This window comes from Bordetella genomosp. 4 (genome assembly GCF_002261185.1).
GTDB lineage: Bacteria > Pseudomonadota > Gammaproteobacteria > Burkholderiales > Burkholderiaceae_B > Bordetella_A.
Genome location: NZ_NEVQ01000007.1, coordinates 78,036 through 102,675, shown reverse-complemented (window position 1 = coordinate 102,675; position 24,640 = coordinate 78,036). Strand labels below are relative to the sequence as shown.

At 58.8% G+C, this 24,640-nt stretch carries 28 protein-coding genes and 1 pseudogene; 14 read left to right on the top strand and 15 right to left on the bottom strand.

Translation table 11 applies throughout. From position 1 onward, the window contains the following. Window positions 1-141: 141 nt before the first annotated feature. The 4 genes from CAL20_RS05240 to CAL20_RS05230 form a co-directional block, all read right to left on the bottom strand. Window positions 142-549 carry a hypothetical protein gene (locus CAL20_RS05240; RefSeq protein WP_176456448.1) on the bottom strand — a complete coding sequence of 136 codons (408 nt, stop codon included), beginning with the start codon at window positions 547-549 and terminating at the stop codon, window positions 142-144. 357 nt (window positions 550-906) lie between these two features. Then, window positions 907-1,221 carry a DUF1153 domain-containing protein gene (locus tag CAL20_RS05235; protein ID WP_094820023.1) on the bottom strand — a complete coding sequence of 105 codons (315 nt, stop codon included), beginning with the start codon at window positions 1,219-1,221 and terminating at the stop codon, window positions 907-909. Window positions 1,222-1,391: 170 nt separating this feature from the next. Continuing rightward, a complete protein-coding gene (locus CAL20_RS25450) occupies window positions 1,392-1,799 on the bottom strand; it encodes a hypothetical protein (protein WP_143277045.1) in 408 nt (135 codons plus the stop codon). Between the two features lie 72 nt (window positions 1,800-1,871). After that, a complete protein-coding gene (locus CAL20_RS05230) occupies window positions 1,872-2,267 on the bottom strand; it encodes a hypothetical protein (protein ID WP_094820021.1) in 396 nt (131 codons plus the stop codon). 599 nt (window positions 2,268-2,866) lie between these two features. On the opposite strand from CAL20_RS05230, the gene CAL20_RS05225 reads away from it, so the two are divergent. The 7 genes from CAL20_RS05225 to CAL20_RS05195 all read left to right on the top strand — a co-directional run bounded on the left by CAL20_RS05225 (window position 2,867) and on the right by CAL20_RS05195 (window position 8,808). After that, complete coding sequence (locus CAL20_RS05225) at window positions 2,867-3,742, top strand: AraC family transcriptional regulator (RefSeq protein ID WP_094837359.1); 876 nt, start codon at window positions 2,867-2,869, stop codon at window positions 3,740-3,742. A gap of 128 nt (window positions 3,743-3,870) precedes the next feature. After that, window positions 3,871-4,680 (top strand): response regulator transcription factor, encoded by an 810-nt coding sequence (locus tag CAL20_RS05220; protein WP_254923924.1) that lies wholly within the window; start codon window positions 3,871-3,873, stop codon window positions 4,678-4,680. A gap of 37 nt (window positions 4,681-4,717) precedes the next feature. Then, complete coding sequence (locus CAL20_RS05215; RefSeq protein WP_094837358.1) at window positions 4,718-5,326, top strand: DUF2946 family protein; 609 nt, start codon at window positions 4,718-4,720, stop codon at window positions 5,324-5,326. Window positions 5,327-5,409: 83 nt separating this feature from the next. Beyond that, the gene (locus CAL20_RS05210; RefSeq protein WP_094837357.1) at window positions 5,410-5,991 is read left to right on the top strand and encodes an NUDIX hydrolase; all 582 of its coding nucleotides are present in this window, start codon (window positions 5,410-5,412) and stop codon (window positions 5,989-5,991) included. A gap of 73 nt (window positions 5,992-6,064) precedes the next feature. Beyond that, entirely contained in the window at window positions 6,065-6,817 is a 753-nt protein-coding gene (aat, locus tag CAL20_RS05205) for a leucyl/phenylalanyl-tRNA--protein transferase (RefSeq protein WP_094820016.1), read from the top strand. Between the two features lie 170 nt (window positions 6,818-6,987). Continuing rightward, the gene (locus CAL20_RS05200) at window positions 6,988-7,722 is read left to right on the top strand and encodes an arginyltransferase (protein WP_179266620.1); all 735 of its coding nucleotides are present in this window, start codon (window positions 6,988-6,990) and stop codon (window positions 7,720-7,722) included. 42 nt (window positions 7,723-7,764) lie between these two features. Further along, a complete protein-coding gene (locus CAL20_RS05195; protein WP_094837355.1) occupies window positions 7,765-8,808 on the top strand; it encodes a quinone-dependent dihydroorotate dehydrogenase in 1,044 nt (347 codons plus the stop codon). 150 nt (window positions 8,809-8,958) lie between these two features. Here CAL20_RS05195 and phaP read toward each other — a convergent pair whose 3' ends face one another. After that, on the bottom strand, window positions 8,959-9,534 hold the full coding sequence (phaP, locus tag CAL20_RS05190; RefSeq protein ID WP_094820013.1) for a TIGR01841 family phasin: 576 nt from the start codon (window positions 9,532-9,534) through the stop codon (window positions 8,959-8,961). 355 nt (window positions 9,535-9,889) lie between these two features. Here phaP and CAL20_RS05185 point away from each other — a divergent pair, with 355 nt between their 5' ends. After that, window positions 9,890-10,867 (top strand): tripartite tricarboxylate transporter substrate binding protein BugD, encoded by a 978-nt coding sequence (locus tag CAL20_RS05185; RefSeq protein WP_094820012.1) that lies wholly within the window; start codon window positions 9,890-9,892, stop codon window positions 10,865-10,867. Window positions 10,868-10,988: 121 nt separating this feature from the next. On the opposite strand, the gene CAL20_RS05180 is transcribed toward CAL20_RS05185, so the two are convergent. The 3 genes from CAL20_RS05180 to CAL20_RS05170 form a co-directional block, all read right to left on the bottom strand. Then, on the bottom strand, window positions 10,989-11,858 hold the full coding sequence (locus CAL20_RS05180; RefSeq protein WP_094820011.1) for an IclR family transcriptional regulator: 870 nt from the start codon (window positions 11,856-11,858) through the stop codon (window positions 10,989-10,991). Window positions 11,859-12,065: 207 nt separating this feature from the next. After that, complete coding sequence (locus tag CAL20_RS05175; RefSeq protein WP_094837354.1) at window positions 12,066-12,863, bottom strand: competence/damage-inducible protein A; 798 nt, start codon at window positions 12,861-12,863, stop codon at window positions 12,066-12,068. 74 nt (window positions 12,864-12,937) lie between these two features. After that, window positions 12,938-13,741 (bottom strand): EI24 domain-containing protein, encoded by an 804-nt coding sequence (locus tag CAL20_RS05170; protein WP_094837353.1) that lies wholly within the window; start codon window positions 13,739-13,741, stop codon window positions 12,938-12,940. Between the two features lie 64 nt (window positions 13,742-13,805). On the opposite strand from CAL20_RS05170, the gene CAL20_RS05165 reads away from it, so the two are divergent. After that, window positions 13,806-14,192, top strand: coding sequence for a thioredoxin family protein (locus tag CAL20_RS05165; protein WP_094837352.1), 387 nt, complete (start codon window positions 13,806-13,808; stop codon window positions 14,190-14,192). A gap of 127 nt (window positions 14,193-14,319) precedes the next feature. Here CAL20_RS05165 and CAL20_RS05160 read toward each other — a convergent pair whose 3' ends face one another. The 3 genes from CAL20_RS05160 to CAL20_RS05150 all read right to left on the bottom strand — a co-directional run bounded on the left by CAL20_RS05160 (window position 14,320) and on the right by CAL20_RS05150 (window position 16,948). After that, a complete protein-coding gene (locus tag CAL20_RS05160; RefSeq protein WP_094837351.1) occupies window positions 14,320-15,759 on the bottom strand; it encodes a DEAD/DEAH box helicase in 1,440 nt (479 codons plus the stop codon). 149 nt (window positions 15,760-15,908) lie between these two features. Beyond that, the gene (locus CAL20_RS05155) at window positions 15,909-16,244 is read right to left on the bottom strand and encodes an AzlD domain-containing protein (protein WP_094820006.1); all 336 of its coding nucleotides are present in this window, start codon (window positions 16,242-16,244) and stop codon (window positions 15,909-15,911) included. Further along, window positions 16,241-16,948, bottom strand: a complete 708-nt coding sequence (locus tag CAL20_RS05150; protein ID WP_373558276.1) for an AzlC family ABC transporter permease — start codon at window positions 16,946-16,948, stop codon at window positions 16,241-16,243. Before CAL20_RS05150 ends, CAL20_RS05155 begins: the two co-directional genes overlap by 4 nt. Before the next feature lie 208 nt (window positions 16,949-17,156). Here CAL20_RS05150 and CAL20_RS05145 point away from each other — a divergent pair. From CAL20_RS05145 to CAL20_RS05130, 4 genes and pseudogenes are all read left to right on the top strand, one after another. Continuing rightward, window positions 17,157-17,255: pseudogene (locus CAL20_RS05145) on the top strand (branched chain amino acid aminotransferase); the annotation flags it as partial. Window positions 17,256-17,340: 85 nt separating this feature from the next. Next, complete coding sequence (locus CAL20_RS05140; protein WP_094820005.1) at window positions 17,341-17,553, top strand: zinc-finger domain-containing protein; 213 nt, start codon at window positions 17,341-17,343, stop codon at window positions 17,551-17,553. 39 nt (window positions 17,554-17,592) lie between these two features. Beyond that, window positions 17,593-18,015: a YybH family protein gene (locus tag CAL20_RS05135; protein WP_094820004.1), complete on the top strand. Its 423-nt coding sequence runs from the start codon at window positions 17,593-17,595 to the stop codon at window positions 18,013-18,015. Between the two features lie 14 nt (window positions 18,016-18,029). Next, window positions 18,030-19,130, top strand: coding sequence for a YheT family hydrolase (locus tag CAL20_RS05130; RefSeq protein WP_094820003.1), 1,101 nt, complete (start codon window positions 18,030-18,032; stop codon window positions 19,128-19,130). Window positions 19,131-19,201: 71 nt separating this feature from the next. Here CAL20_RS05130 and CAL20_RS05125 read toward each other — a convergent pair whose 3' ends face one another. Then, window positions 19,202-20,716: a M48 family metalloprotease gene (locus CAL20_RS05125; RefSeq protein ID WP_094837350.1), complete on the bottom strand. Its 1,515-nt coding sequence runs from the start codon at window positions 20,714-20,716 to the stop codon at window positions 19,202-19,204. A gap of 69 nt (window positions 20,717-20,785) precedes the next feature. On the opposite strand from CAL20_RS05125, the gene galU reads away from it, so the two are divergent. Continuing rightward, complete coding sequence (gene galU, locus CAL20_RS05120; protein WP_094820165.1) at window positions 20,786-21,625, top strand: UTP--glucose-1-phosphate uridylyltransferase GalU; 840 nt, start codon at window positions 20,786-20,788, stop codon at window positions 21,623-21,625. Window positions 21,626-21,658: 33 nt separating this feature from the next. Here the strand turns inward: galU and CAL20_RS05115 are convergent, their stop codons facing one another. The 3 genes from CAL20_RS05115 to CAL20_RS05105 all read right to left on the bottom strand — a co-directional run bounded on the left by CAL20_RS05115 (window position 21,659) and on the right by CAL20_RS05105 (window position 24,620). Then, entirely contained in the window at window positions 21,659-22,543 is an 885-nt protein-coding gene (locus tag CAL20_RS05115; RefSeq protein WP_094820001.1) for a cytochrome c oxidase assembly protein, read from the bottom strand. A 315-nt stretch (window positions 22,544-22,858) separates the two neighbouring features. Then, entirely contained in the window at window positions 22,859-23,215 is a 357-nt protein-coding gene (locus CAL20_RS05110; RefSeq protein WP_094820000.1) for a hypothetical protein, read from the bottom strand. A gap of 415 nt (window positions 23,216-23,630) precedes the next feature. Further along, the gene (locus tag CAL20_RS05105) at window positions 23,631-24,620 is read right to left on the bottom strand and encodes a sodium:calcium antiporter (protein ID WP_094820164.1); all 990 of its coding nucleotides are present in this window, start codon (window positions 24,618-24,620) and stop codon (window positions 23,631-23,633) included. Window positions 24,621-24,640: the final 20 nt, after the last annotated feature.

Genomic DNA, 24,640 nt, shown 5'->3' with positions numbered 1-24,640 from the left:
GAACTACTAAATCCCGCAACCCTAAGATAGAATCGACTGGGGACATCGGCATTGCCTCCATTAAACCTGTTTCTTCGCAAAAACAAGTCTAATGAATGTCGGTGTCCCCCGTTAATGATGTAGAGCCCAGCCGTCACAGACTCAATGCTCGTAATACCCAGGAAATGGCGTACTGGTGGCATTGCCCGTTGCCACGTAGTAGCGGCTGGCGATCCGGGCCGTGGGCTCCGCACTTGCCGGGCATGTCCGACCGGTAGCCTCCCAAGCCAAACGGTTTTCGTCCTCGCCGAAGCAGAAAAACCGCATATCAGCTACGTCTTTGTAGCCTAATTTATAGGCTGTCGCCGTGTCTTCGCGAGCGTTACACGACGAACTCTCGCTCGCGACGGAGCCGCCGATCCCGAACCCCGTCACGCCTACCCCCATCGTATTGCTCTGGCCGCAATTATTAGAGCCGCCGAACATACTCGGAGCGATATAGACATTGGGCGTCGTCGAGATGCTTTGGTGTTCGCGCTGCGAGGAACCCTCAAAGGTAATGTTACCCATGCCCATTTGCGCACTGACGCCGACTTGCGCAGTACCTGATTGGGAAGTGGAATTCGCGCTACCTGTTGCGTTGGATGCTGCACTGGCACCTGTATTTATAGTCTGACTATAAGCACCAAAGCTACATAAGGCCAGTGTCATCAATATTAGGCGTTTCATGCTTTTTCTCCTGAAAGGATGCCACCCGTATATTGTCAAGAACAAATTTTTTCGCCGTATGATCGCTTAAGCCAGATACTGTAAAAATACGAATACGGTGAATTTATTTTATGGTTACATTAAAATTAGCTTTTACCATTTTGTGATTTTTCCAATTTTTATTAAAAAAATAAGAAAAAAATAATCGCCGACCAACGATCATTTTTCCTCATCACCGGACGCGTTGTTTTGCTTGCATTTGACGCGCAGTTCCAGCATTGCCTCGCCATAAGCCTGTTGCAGGGTCTTGATCTGTTTTTCGTAAATTTCTTTTATATTCAATGGATTGGATCGGAGCGCGTTCTCCATTCCACGCCGCCCCTCCTCCACCCAGCGCTCGATCTCGGCGGCAGGCAGCTCGAACGCCTCGCTGGCCTCGCGCACGGTTGTCCGGCCTTGAATAATATCCATGACCAAGGCACTTTTGCGTCTGACAGTCCACCGCTTGATTTCTTCGTCAAGTTTCGGGTTCATTTGTTAGTCTCCAAAAGCACCTATCGTTACAGGTAGATTTTTATTCGCTAAAAATCAATGTAACGGCGATTAATGATTATATTTACCAGAACTATTCAATTTCGTTGGATGCAGTCAGCAAACGCGACAGGCAGGTTTTCCCTGCCATGGCTTTTCTTATTTATTACCGACTATCGATCAAACTCAATCCAGTACCAACCAATAGGTAAAAAAAATGCATTGTCTATTTGCGGGAAGGTGGGTATCAGTCGGGTATTGGCCAACCAATGATCGACGGAAGCCCGGTCCACGGATGCCGGCGTAGAAATCGGAGCGAAACAAGCAAATTGACGGCTGCCGCTATATTGGTAGCCGCTGCCATAAGTAAAGTCTGGCTCACTGAAAGCCAACTCTGGAAATTCCTCAATGTGCTGCATGTCCTGAGAAAAGTCGTCGGGACAGCTAGGCAAAGGCTGGCTAGGGCCGATCAGTACTGCAGTCCTTGGACGAGGCTTGGATCGGGCGGCTTGTGCATCCAGGCTGATCAACGCAACACTGGCTGCGCAAATCAACAAGAGAGTACAGAACGCGTATTTCACGGCGATTCTCCCATGCGTGGAGAGGCAATCGCCTCCCCACACCATAGGTGGTATGACGTGGTCGGCAAACGCTTACCAGGTCCAACCACCAAAGCCGATCGTGCCCACATTACCGGTAGCGCCACTGGTGTATTCACCGCCGGCCATGCCGCTAGTCGTGCCGCCGGCGAACCCCGCAGAGAAGCTCCCCCCTACCGATTGGTTGGTGCTCGCGCCGTTGGCATAAGTCGTGGTGCCTTGAGGGGTCAGGGATACGCCCGAGTTCGCGCCGGTGCTGCTGGTCGCCGTCGTGCCTTGCATGGAGACTCCCGGTCCGATCGAACCGCTAGTGCTAGATGCTTGCGAGCCACCGACCGTACCCGAAGTGGCGCTACCCGTGCCCCCAAAAGCGCCGACGGCAAAACCGGCAGCATGAGCCATGCCAATGGAACTGACGGCCAGGGCAACAGCCAAAAGAGTCTTTTTCATGATGTCATCCTCCAAATATATCGAGAGTCCGTCTCGAAGCGGTACTACACCGTTATCCGGATTAACTCGAAAGCGACCTATCTCGCTAACGCTACGTTGTGTCCGGCCAAATTCATCTGCTTGAAACAAAATTTCCTCCACTGAAAATCGCCTGCAGAAATACTCATCAGTTCCGTAATATCGATTTTTTGGCAACACTTACCCGCCTCGATCAGTGAACTAATCGAGATGAAAATCACTCGCGGAATCAATCAGTCAAACTGTTGCAAAGCTATCAAGAGAAGATTTTCTTGTTATCTACTACCAACGGCTTATGTAATAACCCTCATATACAGGCCATACTTCAGCCGCGACAATCTGTTCGTAATTTTTGCTAGTTTTTTGCAATTTCAATGACTCCAGCCCGGCTTCCCTTGAAATTGCTTCCTGCTCCTCAAACCTCGCTTCCATGGACGTCATTCTAGGCAGTTCTCGTTCACAAAATTTACAGTTTGTGATTTCTAAAATTTTTTTGAATATTTTTTTGAAACACAACGGCCGGCTGTATTTATTTTCAAAATCATGAAAGCGGGCGCCCCAAAAAGGCGAAAGGAGCGACGATGGACCCACGTATTCAATATTGCGTCACACAGATCGAGCACAAGATCTTGCACGACTCGACAGAGCATTGCACTCACGACGCATTAATCCAGACACTGGCACAGGAAATGCGGCTCAGCCGCTTTCACTTGACGCGTCTGTTTTTCAAGGATTTTCAACATTCACCGCGAGACTACATACATCGCAATCTGATGGGGCGCTGTGCGTTGATGATCGCCCATACACGGCAGTCGCCCTTTTCGATCGCTATCGACATGGGCTTTTCAAGCCAACAAGCCTTTACGCGGGCTTTTACCCACTATTGGGGCATCTCGCCGTGCCAGTTCAGACAGGCGCATGCTCGCCACATTGAGCGGCTCAACGCCGCCAGCAGGCAGGCTGCCGACGTCTGCAGCCTGCCTGCCGACAATGCCAAAATCGTGATCCGCAACATGCCTGCGATCCGTTTCTGGGCAGTGCGATATGAAGGGCTATCCGGACAGAAACACGCTTGCTGGAACGATTTCCGAAAATTATTTGCCCACTTGCCCTCGAACATGCTCGCTGGACCTTTTTTTGGGCTGACCTACGACACTCCTATGTTCGTCCCCTCACCGTTCATGCGGTATTACTGCGGGGTCCAAGTGCCGCTGGGCTTTGGCCCCAAACCGAAAGAAGCCTTTGAAATCAACCTGCCGGCCGGGCGGACGGCAACGTGCTCGGCGCGTTGCACATCCGAGGATGTATCGATGCTCTATACCAACCTGCTGGATCATTGGTTGCCGCATTCCGACTACCACTTGCGGGCATCGTGCTTTGCCGAGAGATTCGAAGAATTCCCAACGAATTGGGATACTCGGCCAGAGGCCGTTCAACTAAGCTGTTGGGTTCAATAACAAACGATCAAAAACAGCGCGGACATTAGGGTTTGCATGGTTGCCGTTTTATTGCAGCCCCTGGTGATTCGCGCTAGATTTTGAGCGTAGAACAAAGCGCACACCCGATCCACCGAAGGAGAGGCACCGTGTCAACAATAATTGTGATTGAATCACGACCACTCATTCGTCGCGGCCTCATGCAGTTGATCTCGGAGACGATCCCGGACTGCCATATTGATGTTGCAGCCTCGTGGGACATGCCTGAGGACGCCGAGGTAGAAAGCGCGAGTGACGCGGCGCTGCAGCAACACACAGAATATGCCCTGATGCTGCTATCGGTCGAAATGCTCGGAGAAACCACGCACCAGACAGTTGCCGCAGCGCGCAAACGCTACCACCCCAAGTCCATCCTATTACTCTCAGAAGGCCTCGCGCCGTGGCCGCAGGATTTCCCCTCCTATGTCATCGGATGTGTGCCCTTACATGCTCCGGCGGAAATATTGCAAGCGTCGATCCGGCTCGCGTTGACCGACGATGAGATGCTCTGCCCTGTATCGCAGTCGCACGATTCATCCGTGCAAAGCGATAAATCATTGCTGCCGCAAACCGATACAGCATCGATCAACGACGCAGGTTTTCCTGACCTGGCATCGTCCACCGCGTTAGCCGACGGTAAGGAAAGCAAGGCGCTCGGATTGACGCCGCGCCAATACGAGGTCCTCGTATTATTGGCGCGAGGCTATACGTTGAAAGCCATCGCGCGGCACTTGAGCATCGCAGCGACCACCGCTAAGGTGCATGCAGAAACGGTGTACCAACGCTTGCATGTCCATAACCGGACAGAAGCCATCTATGCGGCGATTTCCCGCGGCGCAACGCTGGGATGGTCCAACGTCACGCGCGAAATGCCGGCCATCACCAGTACCAACGTCCTGGCCATCAAGCGATCTGGTTAAATAAAACGTTTCGCACTGCTGATCATCGGCTGTCTTTATGGACCTGTCTGTTAAACAAGCGATGGCCAAATGGCCTAATGTCCCCGCGGTATACGGTTGGCTCTCGTTGGACGAACGCGGGCGGTGGCACATCCACGAGCGAGGCGATGCCGCTAAGGGAAGCCCGGGCGAGCTCATCACCAGTCCGCAGATCGTGGCCTTCATCGGCCGCAATTACGCAGCAGACGATCAAGGACGCTGGTATTTTCAAAACGGTCCTCAACGGGTTTACGTCCGGTTGGATGCTGCCCCATATGTTTTACGCGTGGCGGATACGGGCCTGGGATTGGTCACGCATACCGGACAAACTGTCAGTTCGATCAAGGCTTGGTGGCTGGATGAGGCGGGCCGGCTCTATGCGCAGACGGACCTGGGCCTCGGACTGATAGACGGACGCGATCTGGAATCCGTCCTCGCTCCTCTGCGCGTTCAGCCCGGAAACGTCCCATTGCTGGACGCCCTGGAGGACAGCGAGGCGCAGGCGAACAAGGCGTCCTGGCACGTCAGCCATCCCAGTTATCCCACCCCTGTGCCGCTGCACGGTGACGCCAGCGGATCGGCGCTGGCCGCTGATCTGGGTTTTGTGGCAAATCCGTTACCGGAATAGGCGGATGCCCGCCGGCTCGGCCATCACGCCACCCGGCATTGGCGCGTTTCCTAGAGAGCCCGGCTACCGGTAGAATCGACGGCATGACCGACCGACCGCCTCTGACCTATTTCCCCGCACCGCGCCGCACACTTTTTTGCAGCCAGTGCGGCTCGCCCATTCATCGCCGCGTCCCCGAGGGCGACAACCGCGAACGCGATGTCTGTGATCATTGCGGCGCGATCCATTATCAGAACCCTCGCATGGTGGTAGGCACGGTGCCCGTTTGGGAAGACCGCATTCTCTTGTGCCGGCGTGCGATCGAGCCGCGCTACAACACGTGGACCTTGCCCGCCGGTTTCATGGAACTCGGGGAAAGCACGGCCCAAGGCGCCGCTCGCGAGACACTCGAAGAATCCGGCGCGCGTATCGAGTTGGGGCAGCTTTTCACGATCATCGACGTCCCGCAGATAGACCAGGTACATATCTTTTACCTGGCCCAGTCACTGGGCCCAGAGCTGGATCCCGGACCGGAAAGCCTGGAAGCACGCTATTACGACGAAGCCGAGATTCCCTGGGACGATCTGTCGTTTCGCACAGTCAGTACGACACTGAAGCAGTATCTCGAAGACCGCCGCCGGGGCCATCTGGGCTGTCATCATTACACGCTGGACTGGCACCGCTAAATGCAGGTCCGCCATCGTGTGCGATGACGTGCTCGCCCTTTCGTCTGGACCGCTTGAATCGTCTTGCTGAACCGTGAAGCTTCCCTGGCTCGCTACCGACACCCCGTTTCCGCCCGTTGAAGGCGCGTTATCCGAGCCGGCCGGACTGCTCGCCGCTGGCGCGGACCTCTCGCTCGGCCGGCTGCAATTGGCCTATTCGAACGGGATTTTTCCCTGGTACAGCGCGGGGGAGCCGATTTTGTGGTGGAGCCCCGATCCGCGCATGGTGCTGGCTTGCCAGGACTTTGCTCCCTCGCACTCTCTGCGCAAACGGCTGCGCCAAATCGCACGGAGTGAGTCCGGACCATCCCCTCGTGTGCAAATACGTGTCGACACCGCTTTCGAAGCGGTCATAGCGCGGTGCGCAGCGCCGCGGGACAGTCAAGCGGGGACATGGATCACAGCCGAGATGCAACAGGCCTACTATGCCTGGCATCTGGCGGGCGGGGCTCACAGCATCGAAACGTGGGTAGATGAAACCCTGGTGGGCGGCCTGTACGGCATCAGCCTGGGAGGCATGTTCTTTGGCGAATCGATGTTCACGCTGGTCCCTGATGCCTCAAAGGTGGCGCTGGCATATCTCGTCACGTTCTTGCGCCGCTATGGCGTGGAGTGGATCGATTGCCAGCAGCAGACCCGGCACTTGGCCAGCCTGGGGGCTCAGCCAGTGCCGCGCACCCAATTTGTCGAACATGTGCGGCAAGCGATCGAGTTGCCAGCCCCCCTTTGGCGCCCCGGGCGGCTGGACAGCGAAGGCAATATCCACGAGCTGGCAGGCCTGGACTGAGCCCGTCCGAGACCGGCCGGGCGTGGACCGATCCGGATCACACACGACGATTCACAGCCGTCTGGGCAAACCCCTGCTGACCTGGCCTGATTTAGACTGAAACTTGTCATCCCTGGCAGCCGCGTTAAGATGATCACTCGACTGCCGTCCGACGTCGGGGCGAACTGCCAATGAGTCAGCTTAAAGAACTTCCTTTTGCCACCCTGCAGTTTTATTCGACTGCACCGTATCCATGCAGCTACCTGCCTGATCGCCAAGCGCGCTCGCAGGTCGCAGCGCCCGGGCATTTGATCAACGCGGGCGCGTATTCGCAATTGGTGGAACAGGGATTTCGACGCAGTGGTCTGTTTACGTACCGCCCGCACTGCGATAACTGCCGGGCTTGTGTGCCGGTGCGTGTCGATACGGCGAACTTCACCCCCAACCGCAGCCAACGGCGCGCCTGGCGTGGCCATCAGGCGCTGCGCGCATTCGTGGCGGAACTGGCATGGTCTCCCGAGCACTATGAGTTGTACTCCCGGTATCAGCAGGGCCGCCATCCAGGCGGCGGCATGGACGACGACAGCCGCACGCAGTACGCACAGTTCTTGTTGACCAGCCGTGTCAATACCCGCCTGGTCGAATTCCGCGATGCAGACGATGTCTTGATGATGGTATCCATCATCGATGTTCTGGATGACGGCTTGTCGTCCGTGTATACGTTTTACGACCCAGACGCCCGGGGCAGTCTGGGCACCTACAACGTGCTGTGGCAGATCGAGCAATGCCGTACGCTGAATCTCCCCTGGCTGTATCTGGGCTACTGGATCCGCGACAGCCGAAAAATGGCGTACAAATCCAGCTTTCGCCCGCTGCAGATGCATCTGGACGGCCATTGGCGGACGGCCACACCTGATTTGCTCTGAATTTATCTGCCCCACCGCGCAAACTGGCTACAATTGCGCTCCATGTCGATCCTCTTTCACGCCTACCCCCTGGCGCGTCCGGCCTTGTTTGCCATGGACGCGGAAACCGCCCACGAAGTCACCTTGGCGGGCCTGCAACGCGCCTATGACTGCGGCGCCACCCGCAAACTGATGCATGCCCAGCCGCAGGCGCCGTCGACTCTGATGGGACTGACGCTGCGAAACCCCGTGGGATTGGCTGCCGGGCTGGACAAAAATGGCGCGTATATCGACGCATTGGGTAATCTGGGATTCGGCTTTGTCGAGGTCGGCACGGTCACGCCACGCGCTCAGCCGGGCAACCCCAAGCCCCGCATGTTCCGCCTGCCTCGTGCGCAAGCGCTGATCAATCGCCTGGGCTTTAACAACCAGGGGCTGGACGCCTTTATCGCCAATGTGCGCCGCAGCCAGTGGCGCAGCCAGGGCGGCATTGTGGGGCTGAACATCGGAAAAAACGCGGACACGCCGATCGAGCGGGCCGCGGACGACTATCTGATCGGTCTGGCCGGCGTCTATCCGCACGCAGACTATGTCACGGTGAATATTTCTTCGCCGAACACGCAAAATCTGCGCGCCCTGCAGGGCGAAGATGAATTGAGCGCCTTGTTGGCCCGCCTGCGCGACAAACGCGCGGAGCTCGCCGACCAACATCAGCGCCACGTGCCCCTGGCGGTCAAGATCGCCCCGGACCTGTCGGAAAGCCAGATCGACACGATTGCCGACCTCCTGCCGCGTTTTGGCGTCGATGGCGTCATCGCCACGAACACGACGCTTTCCCGGGATGCCGTGACCGGGCTTGACCACGCCAATGAGGCGGGAGGCCTGTCGGGCGCCCCCGTGCATCAGCTATCGCTGGCCGTCATCGCGCGCCTGCGCCAGCGGATGGGCGCCGATGCCAGCATTATCGGTGTGGGCGGGATTCTGTCGGGCAAGCAAGCCAAGGAAAAACTGGAGGCGGGCGCCAATGCGGTCCAGCTGTATACCGGGCTGATTTACCGCGGTCCGGCGCTGGTCGGCGAATGCGTGCAGGCTCTCAAGGCCGCCTAGCAACGCTCGGCTCTCCTGCCGGGCCCCTGAGCCCCTGGCGTAGCGAAAAAAAAGCCACCCCGTGGGGTGGCTAATTCCAGCTCTGCTCTGTCACTCAACAGTACTACAACAAGCTGTATGCCGACAACAGCTCGGCATCAATCTCGCTAATTAAGCACGACGGGCGGCACGGGTCGTCTTGCCGGCAGCTTCAGCGGCGTCGGAAGCCGCCTTGAACGTGGCGTTGGCCGCAGCGTTCAGGTTGGATTCGGCGACTTCGACAGCCTGCTTGGCGGCCTTGCTCAGCGAGTCGTAGGCACCGTTGGCAGTAGCCAGAGAGGATTTCAGCAGCGCGACGGCGCTTTCCGAACCGGTCGGCGCATTCTTGGAGAATTGCTCGACAGCGTCGGCGACCTGTTGTTGGCCTTCGGCGATTTGGGCCTCGGCCAGCTTGGCCAGTTCACCCTGCACGCCAGCAACGATGTCATACACGTGCTTGCCATAGGCCAGGGCCTTTTCAGCGCTGGGCTGCACCAACGAGGTGGCGAAAGCGGTGGCTTCCTGAGGGTCTTTCACGCCGAAGGCTTGTTGCGAAGTCTGAGCGACCTCGTCGAGCGTGGCTTTGACAACCTTCAGATTCAGATCGACCAGCTTTTCAAAGCCGGCAAACAGCGTCGCCTGAGTGGCGGTCAGCGCATTCAGGGCGGATTTCTGGCGGTCCAGAACTTGTTGGGGGATTGCAGTCATGGTGGTCTCCGGTAAAAATGCCGGGGCGCCCGGCTATGGCGATACGTTGCGACAAATAAAGGGAAAGAAACGTGCTCGGAACCAATATTTGAAGCTAAGGCCGGCGCGTTTGCTGCACTGCACAAACACCATTTTACGTACTTGGAATCGACTGTCAAGCACTTTTGGTGCAATGCAACAAGTTTAGCCCCAAAAGAGTGCAAACATCTATAGGACCGTTTGTTTCAGGGGAAACCCCCCGGTGACGGCAACCGTATTGTTTTCTACACTCAAGACCAGCTGATGACACTCCAAGAAAGACGCATCAGTCCAAGCTATCAAAAATTGCCGCTTATCCCGCGGCGCAGGAGACCCCATGAGATTCATCCCCCGTACGCTATCGGTACTGCTGGCTACCAGCGCTCTCTTTGCCACCGGCGCTGCCCAGGCAGAGTATCCCGAGCGCCCCATCAGCATGGTTGTACCGTTTGCCGCTGGAGGCCCCACTGACAACGTGGCTCGTTCGCTCGCCGAAGCCATGCGCCCCACATTGGGCCAAAGCGTCGTGGTGGAAAACAAAACGGGTGCCGGCGGTACGATCGGTACCTCATTCGTCGGCCGCGCCGAGCCCGATGGCTATACCGTGCTGCTGATGCATCTGGGCTACACCACTGCCCCCTCGTTGTACAAGAACCCCGGCTATGACCCCGACAAGACCTTCGCGCCTGTAGGCCTGGTGGTCGACGTGCCCATGACCGTCATTGCGCGCGAAGATTTCCCGCCCAACAACATCAAAGAGATGGTCGAATACGTCAAGTCCAACAAGGACAAGATCTCGTTGGCAAACGCCGGGATCGGCGCCGCCAGCCATCTGTGCGGCACCATGCTGGTCGATGCGCTGGGCGTGGATCTGCTGACGGTCCCCTACAAGGGCACCGCCCCCGCCATGAACGATCTGTTGGGCAAACAGGTCGACATGCTGTGTGATCAGACGACCAATACGTCGCAATACATCACCTCGAAAAAGGTCAAGGCCTACGCGGTCACGAGCCTGAAACGCGTACCCACGCTGCCGGATCTGCCCACGATGGACGAATCGGGCTACAAGGGCTTCCAGGTCGGTATCTGGCACGGTATGTGGGTGCCCAAAAACACGCCCCAGCCTATCGTGGACAAGTTGGTCAAAGCGCTGCAAGCCGGGATGGCCGATCCGAAATTCAAGGAGCGCATGGCCGGCCTGGGCGCGGAAGTGCTGAACGACGAAGCCAATCCCAAAGCACTGGAAGCCAAGGTCAAGCAACAAGTGCCGCAATGGGCTGAGCTGTTCAAGAAAGCCGGTGTAGCGCCGCAATAAACCTGCACGCCGCAGGCGCTTCAATCAAAAGGCCTGAGTCCCGGGTTAAACCGGGCTCAGGCCTTTGATGTTTCTGTGCTTGGCGCGATTACGAAAAGCCTCCGCAAGTTCCCGGCGACGCCTATATGCGCGCCAGATGCGGCGCTAGCCCTTTGCCAATGGCATTACCGCTCCCGTTGGCGTTGCCAGCCACCACGGGCTCATAGCCCAGGGCCTCGGAAATGGTGCGGGCAGCGTCAACCAGAAGCTGAATCCACTCGTCCTGCAAACGCTCGGCGGGTGCAGATATCGACAGGCCAGCGACCAGTTTGCCGGTATCGTCAAAAATACCGGCTGCAATACATCGCACACCGAGTTCGAGCTCTTCGTTGTCGCGGGCATAGCCATGGCGCCGTACCAGCGCGAGCTCCCGTTCCAAACGGTCAATATCCGTGAGACTGTTCCGGGTATGACCGGCCAAGCCGGTGCGCAGCGCATAGGCACGCACCTGCCGGTTATCGATGGTCGAGAGAAACAGTTTGCCGGTGGAGGTCAAGTGCAAGGGCGCGCGGCCGCCAATGGCGCGCACCACCTGCATCCCCGAGCGCTCGCTCCATGCCCGGTCGATATAAACGATCTCGTCGCCTTGCTGGACCGACAGGTTGATGGTCTGGCCTGTCAGTTTGTGCAAGGAACGCATCTGCGAAATCGCCGCCTCCCGGACGTTCAGACGGCCTTTGACCAGGGAGCCAAGTTCCAGCAAGCGCATGCCCAACTGGTACAAGCCGTTGTCCACACGCTCGACGTAGCGGCCCACCACGAGGTCGTTCAGGATCCGGTGGGCGGTGGATGCGTGCAAACCCGTGGTTGCAGACAGCTCTTTTAGTGTGACAGGATCCGAATGGGCAGCCAACGCATCGAGCAGGCGCATGGCGCGCTCGATGACCTGAATAGCAATTGGCGACTGACCCGAAGGCCGTTCGCTATCGGAATCCGACGCAGTAACAGACATGGCAGTAGTCACAGTCAATAGAGGCGGGGCGCCAAAAATCAGCCCCGGGGCATATATTAATGCGGCAGCGCAGCATTAATATGTTTCCCGTATTGTGAAATTTTGAGCGGGTTTTGGCAACTCCCTTATGTCGAGGCCCTGCGAATGCCGGCACACGACGAAACAGCCACTCGATACGCGGAGGCCGCACGTCCCGCTCAAGATCCCCTAGGGAGACAGCCGCCCTCCCAGGCGCAAGACTTCCTCACGGAGGTACGTGAGTGCTTCCGCCGCCTCGTCGGGGTTGCCCTTGACGCCCAGCTCCAGATGAGGCGTTTCGCCCACGTTGGGCAGACTGAACGCGCTCACGGCTGTCCAGCGCAATTGCAGCGCCTGCATCACTGGGGCAATGCGGGATTCCGGCAAACCAAAGGCCAGGAACGAATGCTCCACGTGCGCTTGAGCGTGATGCAGCGCCTGATAGCGGGTATCCAGCGTCCATTCGAGCATCGGCCACGCCATGACGGGAAAACCGGGCAAAAAGGTGTGATCGCGAATGAAAAAGCCCGGAATCCGATTATAGGGATTGGGCACAATTTCACAGCCCTGGGGGAACATCCCCATTTGCAGGCGCTGCTGATTCTCCTCGGCAGCCATATCGGCAGGTGCTTTACCCTCGGCCGCCATTTCCGCCACACGCTGAGTAATCGCGGTCTCTGCCTCGGGATGTAGCGCCAAGGGCAGATCCAGCGCTGCCGCGGCCGCCTGCCGGGTGTGATCGTCGGGCGTTGCGCCGATACCGCCGCAGGACAGCACGATGTCATCCGATGCAAAACTGCGGCGCAACGCGGCGGTCAGTGTCTCGCGGTCATCGGGCAGAAACTCCGCCCCCGACAAGCGCATGCCGCGCGCAGACAATAGCTCGATCACTTTAGCGAAATGCTTGTCCTGGCGACGGCCGGACAGAATCTCGTCGCCCACGACAATCAGACGGATGCGACGAGAGACAGAGGAGGATTGAGTCATTAATCGCCTCGAAAAACCTCGGCATGGATGCCAGGGAAAAACAGAAAACCCTCACGGGGATAGCTAGGGCAGGATCAGGCCTCGATGACACGCTCGTTCCGCAAACGCCGCAGGGCTTCCAACCCATAATGGGCATTCACCAATCCCGCGTATACAGGCAATATGATCCAGGCCGGTGGCAATAGATTCAACAACGCGCAAATCAGGCCTATCGTCCAGAACCCGAGGTTGTGACGCTCGAGCAGAATGCGGCGCTCTTGGGGACTGGCGTGCTCCACAATCGCGTCGACCCGCATCATGCGCGAGAACGCAAAGGCCCACCAGAACACCGACAGCACCACCCCCACGGGCGGGATCAACCAAAACGGCAACGTCAGCAACCAGCCCGCGGCAAACACGCAACTGACCCAGATAGCGTTCCACACGCTATACGCGGTGGCATTGCGGCCCTGGCGAGATACGCCGGCGTACTCGCGTGCACTCACGTGCCGCAGCACCAACGGCATCACAAAGATCGCGGCGATGGCCAAGCCCAAAATCCCCGAGACCGGCAGCAAAATCACGACCGCAATAACGGGGACCAGATACAGCTTGAGTGAAAACAGGCCGATACCGACCAGCCAGGCATCCGCGTCGTTAATAAACTGCCATTGCGACGCCTGCATATCCAGCCAGTCGGTCAGCGGCGTCCAGAACAGCCACAACAGCAGCAAGGCGCCCAACAAGGCGATCAAAAAGGGCAACAGTATCGCGAACAGCATATTGGGATGGCACTGCGATACCAAGGCGCGTTTGAACGCCTGAGCAACGCCCGCGGTTCCCACGGCGGCACTACGAACAGAAGACGAGACAGCAGACTCGGGGCGAGGAGGAATCATGTCGCGAACCCGTTAATAAACATGCCGGGTATCATAGTCTCAAACACGCTTCGTTTTCATTGCCATGCCCTTGCTCGTACCCGGACCCGACACCCCTGCCCTGCGCACTGCCCTGCAATCAGGCACAGACGAAACCTGGCTCATCGCCTGTTTTTGCGCTGCCTGGTGCGACACCTGCACGCAATACCGCCCCAAGCTGGCCGCCCTGTCCGACAGCCAGCCCGAGCGCGTCTATGCCTGGATCGACATCGAGGACCACCCCGATCTGTTGGGCGACGAAGATGTCGAGAACTTTCCTACGCTGCTCGTACAACGAGGATCGAAGACTTTGTTCTACGGCCCCATGCTGCCGCACATCGGCCACCTGGAACGCCTCCTGGAAAGTCTGAACCCCGACAGCCCCGTGGTGGCCACGCAACTGCCCGACGTCATAGCACTATTGCGGGAATAGCTGGGACGTCTAAATAGCGACACCGATGGCAAGCGAACACCCAGCTACCACCAAGCAAGAACACCTAAACAGCAACATATCGACGGCAAGCAAAGCAAAAACCCGCCGACCGCCAATACAGCAGCAATCAGGACGCGCTGCTATCGTCAGCCTTGCGCCCACCGCCGCCCAACAGCACGCCCACTTGCCGTTTAGGCGCGCTGGACCGTGATTCAGATTTCGACTCGGCCGCCTGCGAAGGCGCGGTCGAAGGCTGATAGGGCTTGTAGAAGAAATCGTCGACTGGCTGACGCGGCGACGTATAAGAATAGGACGAGGTATTCCCACGACGATCGCGGCTGCGGGAATGGCTGTCGCGCGTATGGCTGCGTACTACCAGTTCCAGAGGAACATCGAGCTTGCCTCGAGGCACCTGACGCTTGGTGAGTTTCTCGATGTCCTGCAAATAACGCACCTCGTCCGGCGTAAACAAGGCAATGGCCTCGCCCGAAGCGCCCGCCCGGCCCGTACGGCCGATACGGTGTACATAATCCTCGGCGTTGTGCGGCAAGTCGTAGTTGATGACGCAGGGAACCCCCGCCACGTCCAGGCCGCGCGCGGCCACGTCAGTCGCCACGAGCACCTCGAGTTCGCCGGATTTAAAGGCCTCGAGGGCCTTCATGCGATCCGCCTGGCTCTTGTCGCCGTGAATGGACTCGGCGCGCACCCCGTCGCGCTCCAACTCGCGCGCCAGGCGGGCCGTGCCGATCTTGGTATTCGAAAATACGATGACCTGTTTCAAGCCACGCGATTTGACCAGATGCACCACGGCGGCGCGCTTGGCGTCGCTGGGCATCTCGTAAGCAATCTGGGTCACGGTATCGGCCGTGGCATTGCGCGCCGCGACCTCGATTTCGACCGGCTGGTTCAGATAGGAACGGCCCAGCTTGCGGATTTCATTGCTGAAAGTCGCCGAAAACAGCAGGCCCTGCCGTTGCGCAGGCAGCAAACGGACGATGCGGTCCAGATCCGGCAAAAAGCCCATGTCCAACATGCGGTCGGCTTCGTCCAGGACCAGAATGCCGACTTGGCTGAGATTGACGGTTTTTTGCTCGACGTGATCCAGCAAACGGCCAGGCGTGGCGACCAGGACCTCGCATCCGCGGCGCAGCGCGTCTTTTTGAGGCCCGATATCGACGCCCCCAAAAACAACCGCTGAACGCAGCGGCGTGTGCTTGCTGTACCGCTTGACGCTTTCGTAGACCTGGTCGGCCAGCTCACGCGTGGGAGCCAGAATCAAGGCCCTGACAGGGTGGCGAGCCGGCGAAGCGCTGGTATTGGCCAGCGGCATCAGACGGTGCAGAATCGGCAGCGTGAACGCCGCGGTCTTGCCCGTACCGGTCTGTGCCGCCCCCATGACATCACGTCCAGAAATGACGGCCGGCAACGCCTGGGCCTGAATCGGCGTAGGCGTGGTGTATCCGGTGTCGGCAACTGACTGAAGCAGTTGGGGATGCAGCCCGAACTCGGCAAAAGTCGGGATAGAGGCGTCGGAGGTAGGGGCTGCGGAATGGGTAGAGTCAGTCATCAGGATGGGCAGATGCCGGGGCTACAAAAAAGAACAAAACGAGAAGTGCTGCTATGCCCGGATTGCTGTGGATAACTTTATTTTAGCGCAACCGAGCATACTACCAGACATCGACACCTATATCGGAGCCATGCGCGCCCCTACGGCCCTCAGCCAGCAAGCCAGCGCAGGCCCCACAAGGTGATCATCCCCGCCACGATAACCAGCACCGCGCTGCGGCTGCGCAAGAAAACGATGATGCCCACCATGGCTGCCACCAGCCTATAGTCGAAAGCCGGCCCGGTATCGGCCTTCCAGGGCAACAGGTCGGGGACGAGAATGGCCGTCAATGCGGCCGCCGGCGCATAGCGCAAGGCGCGTCGCACGCCATCCGGCAAGGGAATGTAATCGCCAAACAGCATGAATCCCGCCCGGGTCAGCACGCTGCAAAGCGTCAGCAGCAAAATGGCGGAATAAACATAAATCTCGGACGGCCAGAGGGTCATGCTCGCCTCTTTTGGAGGAAACGCTCAGCCAGCATGCCGGCCACGATCCCGCAGATCACTGCGGCAGCCAGCCCCAGGCGCAACGGAAACAACTGCCCCACCCAGGCCACCAATCCGGCCGCCAGCATCGAGATCAGCATGGGCTTGGAATTGGCCAAGGGGATCGTAATCGCCAGCAACGCCAACACGGCCGCGAAATCCAGCGACCAGTTTGAAGGGACCATAGCGCCCAAATAGATGCCGACGATGGAAGATGATTGCCACACGATCCAGCCCGGCACAATCGTGCCGAGGAAAAACCAGAGCTGTTCGCGTGTGCCGCGCTCGGCAGCATCGCCATAACGAGGCATGAACAGCACGAATCCCATATCGGTCGTGAAATATCCCAGGCCCAGGCGCCGGGGCCAGGACAAGTGGCGGAAATACGGGTGCAAAGCGGCGCCGAAAATAATAAAGCGCAAATTCACCACGGACCCCGCCATGAAAATCAGCCACAAGGGCGCGCCGGCGGCGATCAGCGGCAAAGACGTCAGTTGAGCCGACCCAGCATACAGCAGCAGCGTCATGGCCAGGGCCATGGACTCGGTCAAACCAGACTTGACCATGGCCACGCCTGTCACCATCCCCCACGTACCCGTGGCGATCAGCGCCGGGACGATGGCCCGTATCCCTTGGCGGAACGCCGCAATGCGTTCCTGCCGGATCTGTTGCAGATCATTGGCGGAGTCAACAGGCACTGCGTGCCCCCTGGCGGATGGAACTGAACGGCATGGAACTCATCAAAGACAAACTCACGCACGCCAGCCTGTGCGGCGCGGCACCAAGTTGCAGGCAGCAACAAGCTTGGCACTGAAACGCGGCATTGTACCTCTGCCGCTTGATACAATAGGCGCCACTTGAAAGGGGAACACCATGTCGATGGCAGATCGCGACGGTTTCATCTGGTACGACGGCAAACTTGTCCCGTGGCGCGACGCCGCGACACAGGTTCTGACGCATTCCCTGCATTACAGCGAGCGCGATCCCAACCATGCGCACTGGCTGACTCCAGCTTGAAGCCTTACACCTTTAGCATCTCTTTTTTTCAGGAAAAACAATGACTGCTGCCGCCCCCGCCGCCGCGCACGCACACGAAACCATCGAAGTCGGAGCCGAAGACCTGCCCGTCTATTGCCCCGGCCCGAAAGCCCCGCTCTGGAGCATGCATCCTCGCGTTTTCCTCGATGTGACGCATACCGGCTCGGCTCGCTGTGCGTACTGTGGCGCCGAGTACCGGCTCAAGCCCGGCACGGTCGTCCACGGTCACTGAACCCCTACTGCCCTCACCTGCCAGCCAACCACCGCCCCCATGTTCGCCACGCCAGAAGAAGCCGAACAAGCGTTCTACGAAGCGCTCGAGCAAGCTGATACCGCCCGCCTCATGCAAATCTGGGCCGACGACGAAGAAATCATCTGCATTCACCCAGGTGGGTTACGTGCGGTCGGCCATACGGCTGTGCACGAGTCCTGGCAGCAGACATTGGCTGCGGGGCCGTTGCATATCCGGCCGCTACGGCCGCAGATCATGCAAAGCATGATGTGTTCGATACATACGCTGGTCGAGCAAGTGTCGGTACGCACGCGCGGGGGCACGCAATACGCTCACTGCTACGCCACCAACATTTATCACAAAGGCCCAACCGGCTGGCGCATGGTCGTGCACCATGCCTCGCCGGCGCCCGCCGATGCCGGGGTACTGGATCTGCACGACGTGCCCGACCGACTGCATTAAGGCGGATAGCTCGCGTGTCCATCGCCCGACTCGACACCTCGCCCTGCCCGGTCCCTGCCTGGTTGCCTGATCGTCATAGTCAGACGATCTATGCCGCGCTGCTCGCGCAACACCACAGCATCGCCTTTGTCAGGCAACGCGTGGACACCCCGGATACCGACTTTATCGATATCGATTGGACCGGACCGGGGCTGTTCCCGCACAAGAGCGCAGACGGCCAACCCATCACCAATGCCACGCCCGTGGTCCCAGGCAAGACGGCTGCTGCGCGCTGGATGACAGACGCAGATTGGCTGTCTTTGCCCCAAACGCCTGATACGCCTGCGCTGCTCTTGTTTCATGGGCTGGAGGGCGGCAGCACCAGCCGCTATGCACAATCCATTGCACACCATTTCCGGGCACGGGGCTGGATCGTGGCCATTGCGCATTTTCGGGGGTGCTCCGGTACACCGAATCGGTTGGCGCGCGCTTATTACTCGGGGGATTCCGCCGAAGTCGGCTTCATGCTGGACACGGTCCGGGCACGCATTCCGCATGCTCGTTGGCATGCTGTCGGGGTCTCGCTAGGCGGCAACGCCCTATTGAAATTCCTGGGCGAGCAGCAGGAGCAAGTCTCCTGGCTCGCAGCGTGTGCGGGTGTCTCGGTCCCGCTGGATCTGGTCGCGGGCGGCACGGCCTTGTCTCGCGGCGTGTTCAACCGCCGGGTTTACAGTGCCTATTTTCTCAAGACCATGAAACATAAGGTCCTGGAAAAGGCCAGGCGTTTTCCAGGCGCCATCGACGTCATGCGTATTGCGCATGCGCGCGATTTGCGCGATTTCGATGATGCGTACACGGCGCCGATGCACGGATTTCGCAACGCCCTGGATTATTGGACGCGAGCCTCCAGCAAGCCTTGGCTGGCCAGCATTGCCGTTCCCACATTAGTACTGAACGCGCGTAATGATCCTTTCCTGCCCGAAAGCGCGCTGCCGATGCCGCGCGAGTGCTCGAATCAGGTGTTGCTGCATCAACCTGCCGAAGGCGGCCATGCCGGCTTTCCGACGGGCGCGTTTCCGGCGCATCTCGGGTGGCTGCCACAACGCCTAGGACGTTTTTTCGAAACGGGGCAGTGAATTCGCCCTAAAGGAATCGAAACCTCTGCGGGATCGATCCCTCTGCGGATTGCCGGACATGCCCTGTTCAATCAGCTCTTGAATCGCTCCAGCAGGTCGCGCTCTTCGGCCAGTCTGTCTTTGACTTCCCGGATCTGCACGTCGATTTGCGATTGCTCGTAAAAATCCTTCGACATGCCGCGGGCTTGCTGTAGTTGAGACTCAGCCGAGGCGTAGGCCCCTGTCAGCACATAGTACCGGGCCATATCGCGGCGAGCCTGCACGGGTTGGCCGTTGCGCTCTTCGCTGTATGCCAGCATCTGATACAGACCTGGCTCGTCATCCCCCCACTGCTCGATGCGTTGACGCAAATACGCCTGCGCATCGGCATGGCGGCCTACGCCCTGCAAGGCTTGCGCATAGGCGATGCCTAGCGCACGCTGCTGCGGCCAGCGCTTGATGGCGGTAGATGCCAGTTGCAGAGCTTGCGCATTGTCTTTGCGGGCTGCAGCAAGATCGATGCCGAGCCGCGCCAACTGCGGGGAGCTCCGCCCACCGGCTTCGGCCTGATTGAGAAAATTCTGGGCATCGCTCAGGTTATTGCGCTGAAACGCCTGCAGAGCCAGACCATAATTTGCCGCCGACTGCCGTACACCCGTCAATCTGGCGGCCTCGTCCTGCAATACTTGATTCGCCGTACGTAAACTGACCGCGTCGCGTCCCTGGATCACCCGCATTTTTGCCCGGATGTACCAGTAATCATCACTATCTGCGTAATTTTCGGACGGCAAGCTGCGAGCCCGGTTCTGTACGTCAGACATCCGCTCGATCGACAAGGGGTGAGTACTGGCCCAAGCGCCACCGCCCATCCCCTCATTCAAACGCGCTGCGCCCATCAGGCGCGAAAACATGCGCACCATGCCCTGGGGGTCATACCCCGCCTTGGTCAGCATGACAAACCCGGCCCGGTCTGCTTCGCGCTCGGCATCGCGAGAAAAACCCAGCTGCTGATTGATTGCGGCAGCCTGCCCAAAGGCGGCCACGCCCATGGCCAGATTGCCGCCTCCGCCGGCCAGAGCCGCCAGCAATGCCGCAGCCAGACTGGCCATCATGACGACACCGCTCTGGCTTTGCTGCGTCATGCCGCGCGCAATATGGCGCTGCACCACGTGTCCGATTTCGTGGGCCAACACTGACGCGAGTTCGGCCTCGCTGGTAGACTCGACGATCAGCCCGCTGTTGACGCCGATGAACCCGCCTGGCATGGCAAAGGCGTTGATCTGGGGGTCTCGCACGCCGAACATTTCGACGTCAGGCACTGCCCCGGGGGCAAAGGACGCCAGCTTGCGTCCCATGGTCGTCAGATATTGAGTGACCTCGGGATCGTTGATATAGGTGGGATCGCGCCTGCCCTGCGCCATGATCGCCTCGCCGAGCTGACGCTCCAGCGCGGGCGACAAATCTGCCGACGAAGCCGCGCCCATGGACGGCAGGCCCACAGGCTGAGCGATGGCAGGCGCAAAAGGCATGACCAAGCTCAAGCTGAGGGCGCCAGCCAGGCAGCGCTTCACAATTGGTGCCGAAATTATCGAATAGCTGCGGTTCATGGCAATATGATAGCGATCGCCAGCAAAAGTTTTGGCAGATCGTTCAATTTTCTATTGAGGTTCTCTCTCATGCGCCCGATTCGCAAGGCCGTATTCCCCGTGGCGGGAATGGGTACGCGTTTTCTGCCGGCCACCAAGGCAATGCCCAAAGAAATGTTGCCTGTCGTCGACAAACCATTAATTCAGTACGCTGTAGAAGAAGCATTGGCCGCGGGAATCACAGACTTGATTTTCGTTACAGGCCGCAATAAACGCGCCATCGAAGACCATTTCGATTCGGCCCCCGAACTCGAGGCCGAACTGGAACGTAAGGGTAAAGACGAGTTGCTGGACATGGTGCGAAGTATTTTGCCAGCCCACATCAATTGCCTCTATATCCGCCAATCGGCACCGCTGGGGCTGGGCCATGCGGTGCTTACGGCAGCCCCGGCGGTAGGCAATGAGCCTTTTGCGGTATTACTGGCCGATGACCTGATCGATGCAGAGACGCCTGTCTTGAAGCAGCTCATCGACACGGCCTATGCTCAAAATGCCAGCGTGGTGGCCGTGCAGGATGTCCCCCGCGCAGACACCAGCAGATATGGCATCGTGGGCACCCGCATGCAGGATCAGCGTACGGCTCGGATCACACGCATTGTCGAGAAACCCGTTCCGGAGGACGCGCCATCAACGCTTGCCGTGGTGGGCCGCTATGTACTTGAGGCGGAAATCTTCGCTCATCTCAGGGCGACACAGGCCGGCGCGAACAATGAAATCCAGCTGACGGATGGTATTGCGTCCATGCTGAGCGAGTGCCCGGTCTGGGCGCATCGATATGAAGGGCAACGGTATGACTGTGGGAACAAGGCAGGGATGTTTCAGGCGACCGTAGCGTTAGGACGAAAGTATCACGGGCTGACCGGTGCATAGCGGCGCACCGGGGAGTGAGCCCCTTGGAATGAATCAAGGGGTGATAACCGATTTGTCCGGTTTGGCGGGTGCAGATTGGCGTTGCCGGGCGCGGGCTTGACGGTCTTCGGGGCGCAGGCGGCCTTTGCCGGAAAGGCGCATCAGGGTACCTAGGGCGACCATCAGGCCAAAGACCTCGATGAGGGCAGCAGGTATCCACATGGTCAGGCCGCCGATAGTCTGGTCAGTTTGGGCGGACATGGCGATGGCTCGGCCACACAGTTCGAACAAGGGATAGATGTCAGACTCGGTAAAGGCAATGACGGCGCCGGCGACCATTTGGGGAGCCATGGTCAGGACGGGGGAAATCACGCGGCCGCCAGGGCTCATGGCGGCAGGCGGACTGGGGCGGCGATCCAGGATCAGGTTCCAGTACATGAATCCGCTGATGACCACGGACCAATTCATCAGACGGTAGAGACGCCAATCCAGCATGGAATAGAACTGGACGGACGGGATCAGCCAGATCAGGACGAGAAAGACGAAGAGCGCCGGAACGAAGTATTTGTTGGTCAGTACGGCGACGATGAGACGGCCGCTGGCTGTGCGCAGGAAGTCGCGCAAGCGTACTCGCCAAGCCAGAGGTAAGCCTGCCCGCATGACGGAACCAGGGAAGGCGGCCATCACCAGCAGCGGTCCCAGATGATGCAGGACCAAATGCTGTATACGGTGGATGAAGAACATGCGCTCGGCATAGTAGTCGACCCGCGTATGCAGGGACAGGTATAGCAATACCATGCCGGCCCAGAATAGAAACTGGCGTGCTTTGGTGACACGATGTACGCGCTGGCCGCGCAGGAACAACACGATGGCGACCACGAATGCGGCCACCAAGGTGGGGGAAAATTCCCATGGGACGAGCCAGCCTAGACTATCCATGCCAAGATCCGTTGAGCCCGACGATGTAGACAAGGCGCCAACCCTCGGCACCCGACGATGCATTCATTGTAAGGGACACCGTTCTGCGCCTTTATGGGCAGCAGCGAATATGGCCGCTTCGTTCCGCAGGGACACGAACCATAGCGCTTTAGGTTCGATCCGCCACAGAGACCGGGTTTTGCCGATGGCACAAGGTAGCGAGGCCGCTCCACGCGAACACAGCTGTCCGGCGTTTTCCGATAGTTGAACTCAGCGGCAGATGAGGAAACGGGTTTGCTTGAAAAGGCAGCGCCCTCTCGGCGCTGCCTCGGATAATCACGCCGTCGCGACGGCGGCAGCGTTGGTCGTGTTGGCCGATGCGCCAAAATGCACATGGCGAACGGCAGGATTGGCCTGCAAGCGGCGGGCCTGCGACATGAGCTCGGCACGGAGCTCGGGGGGACAATTGACGGTGATGCATGCCGAGGCGTAGTCCGCGTCGCGGCTGGAGTCGATTTGGAATTGGGCAACGTCGAGCCCGGCAGCACCAAAGTCCAGACAGACTTGCTTGCGTACCGCGCCCAAGGCATCACGCGGACAAACGATGGTCAATCGCGACGTACCTTGACGGCGATTGAGCGAGCTGGCGCGGTCCACACCTGCGCGGCGCATGAACAGATCAAATAAACGCATAGCAGCCTCCCGATAAAGCTCGGAGCGTTCAAACGAATACGCACGCGCCTATCCAGCGGCATACGCTAGGCGCGCAAACAGGGCGCGGCTACGCAGGCTGCGATAAGACAGCGGCGGTTCTGGCGGTTTGGTGGGGATGTGACAACCAAGGACTGGTTGTCATATACCGCACCCTGCACTGGCAGGATGCGGCAGAAGGAGATTCTGCGGAGATCCTGTCAGGCAGCGACGTCGATGCAAGATCGACTACTGTCGCCGGAATCGGTATTCACAGAACAACTCCGAATGATGTAAACAGGTTGATTTTACGCGAATCTCGACTCGATAACAAGGGTTTTCCCGAAATTGCGGCAACGATTCGCTTTGAGGCAAAGCCGGTCTTTGCAGCGCAGGCCGACTTTTTGCCCCCCGGAAATCAGGCCAAAAAATGCCAAGCCAGATACAGGACAAACAGCCCGTACAAGCCCCCCACGCCAGCCAAGCCGGTTACGCTCATGCTTGAGCTGCGAAAACGTATCCACAGTATCGAGATGGAAACCAAGGTCAGCAGGCCCGCCATCAATAAGGGGGCATCAAGCAACCACGGCGTCATGGCGATACCCAAGGCGCTGGGGATGGTGGCCTGGATCATCATGGCGCCCGAGATGTTGGCCAAAGCGAGGCGTTCTTTGCCCTGACGTACCCAGATCAAGGCGTTCATGATCTCGGGCAACTCGGTCGCCACCGGCGCCAGCAGCAGTGCGGCCAGATGCGGCGAGGCGCCGAATGCGATGCCCAGCAACTCGATCTGATTCACAAACACGTGGGATGCACCCGCAATCACGGCTAATGCCAGGACGGTTTGCACGCAGGCCCAGGCCATGGAGGGGTTCTCGTCGCTGGGCCGCAGTTTCAACGGTTCGAGATCCTCGCAATCCAGACAGGCCTCGTCGTTGGACAACTCGCGTTTGACGTAAAGTGCATAGACCCCGACAAACAGCAAAGCTAGCCAGGGCTTCCAGGCAAACACGAGAAGCCCCAATCCGACCTTGAAGACAAACACGCCCATGAACCAGGCCTGGTCGCGTGCCAACCTGGGTTGATCCGCGTTAATGCTGTCGGTGCGCCTTGTTCGCCACAATGTCAGGCCGACCACGGCATACGCCAGGGTGGCCAATACCAGCGGACCGCCCATGGCGGCGCCCACGCCTATGTCTTTCTGCTCTGGGGAGGAGCCGAACACCACGGCCATGAAGGTGACGGCGCTTTCGGGCAAGGCGGTACCGAACGCGGCGAGTACGGTGCCAGTCGCGGTCGCGCCAAGGTTCAGTCTATGTCCCACCCACTCGATACCGTTGACGAAGTACTCGCAGGCAAAATAGATGATCAGCGCGGACAGGAAAAACAGAGACAGGGTGAGAAACATGATGCACAGCCGGACGAGCA

Bases quoted from the DNA above. Each gene is read 5' to 3' on its own strand.
- CAL20_RS05200 (WP_179266620.1), top strand. From the start codon at position 6,988: ATGAGTCAGCTTAAAGAACTTCCTTTTGCCACCCTGCAGTTTTATTCG.
- CAL20_RS05165 (WP_094837352.1), top strand. From the start codon at position 13,806: ATGCCCTTGCTCGTACCCGGACCCGACACCCCTGCCCTGCGCACTGCC.
- CAL20_RS05125 (WP_094837350.1), bottom strand. From the start codon at position 20,716: ATGAACCGCAGCTATTCGATAATTTCGGCACCAATTGTGAAGCGCTGC.
- CAL20_RS05105 (WP_094820164.1), bottom strand. From the start codon at position 24,620: ATGTTTCTCACCCTGTCTCTGTTTTTCCTGTCCGCGCTGATCATCTAT.
- CAL20_RS05175 (WP_094837354.1), bottom strand. From the start codon at position 12,863: ATGACTCAATCCTCCTCTGTCTCTCGTCGCATCCGTCTGATTGTCGTG.
- CAL20_RS05235 (WP_094820023.1), bottom strand. From the start codon at position 1,221: ATGAACCCGAAACTTGACGAAGAAATCAAGCGGTGGACTGTCAGACGC.
- CAL20_RS05170 (WP_094837353.1), bottom strand. From the start codon at position 13,741: ATGATTCCTCCTCGCCCCGAGTCTGCTGTCTCGTCTTCTGTTCGTAGT.
- CAL20_RS05135 (WP_094820004.1), top strand. From the start codon at position 17,593: ATGTTCGCCACGCCAGAAGAAGCCGAACAAGCGTTCTACGAAGCGCTC.
- CAL20_RS05195 (WP_094837355.1), top strand. From the start codon at position 7,765: ATGTCGATCCTCTTTCACGCCTACCCCCTGGCGCGTCCGGCCTTGTTT.
- CAL20_RS05210 (WP_094837357.1), top strand. From the start codon at position 5,410: ATGACCGACCGACCGCCTCTGACCTATTTCCCCGCACCGCGCCGCACA.
- CAL20_RS05215 (WP_094837358.1), top strand. From the start codon at position 4,718: ATGGACCTGTCTGTTAAACAAGCGATGGCCAAATGGCCTAATGTCCCC.
- CAL20_RS05230 (WP_094820021.1), bottom strand. From the start codon at position 2,267: ATGAAAAAGACTCTTTTGGCTGTTGCCCTGGCCGTCAGTTCCATTGGC.
- CAL20_RS05155 (WP_094820006.1), bottom strand. From the start codon at position 16,244: ATGACCCTCTGGCCGTCCGAGATTTATGTTTATTCCGCCATTTTGCTG.
- CAL20_RS05110 (WP_094820000.1), bottom strand. From the start codon at position 23,215: ATGCGTTTATTTGATCTGTTCATGCGCCGCGCAGGTGTGGACCGCGCC.
- CAL20_RS05180 (WP_094820011.1), bottom strand. From the start codon at position 11,858: ATGTCTGTTACTGCGTCGGATTCCGATAGCGAACGGCCTTCGGGTCAG.
- phaP (WP_094820013.1), bottom strand. From the start codon at position 9,534: ATGACTGCAATCCCCCAACAAGTTCTGGACCGCCAGAAATCCGCCCTG.
- CAL20_RS05115 (WP_094820001.1), bottom strand. From the start codon at position 22,543: ATGGATAGTCTAGGCTGGCTCGTCCCATGGGAATTTTCCCCCACCTTG.
- CAL20_RS05240 (WP_176456448.1), bottom strand. From the start codon at position 549: ATGGGTAACATTACCTTTGAGGGTTCCTCGCAGCGCGAACACCAAAGC.
- CAL20_RS05185 (WP_094820012.1), top strand. From the start codon at position 9,890: ATGAGATTCATCCCCCGTACGCTATCGGTACTGCTGGCTACCAGCGCT.
- CAL20_RS05160 (WP_094837351.1), bottom strand. From the start codon at position 15,759: ATGACTGACTCTACCCATTCCGCAGCCCCTACCTCCGACGCCTCTATC.
- CAL20_RS05225 (WP_094837359.1), top strand. From the start codon at position 2,867: ATGGACCCACGTATTCAATATTGCGTCACACAGATCGAGCACAAGATC.
- CAL20_RS05140 (WP_094820005.1), top strand. From the start codon at position 17,341: ATGACTGCTGCCGCCCCCGCCGCCGCGCACGCACACGAAACCATCGAA.
- galU (WP_094820165.1), top strand. From the start codon at position 20,786: ATGCGCCCGATTCGCAAGGCCGTATTCCCCGTGGCGGGAATGGGTACG.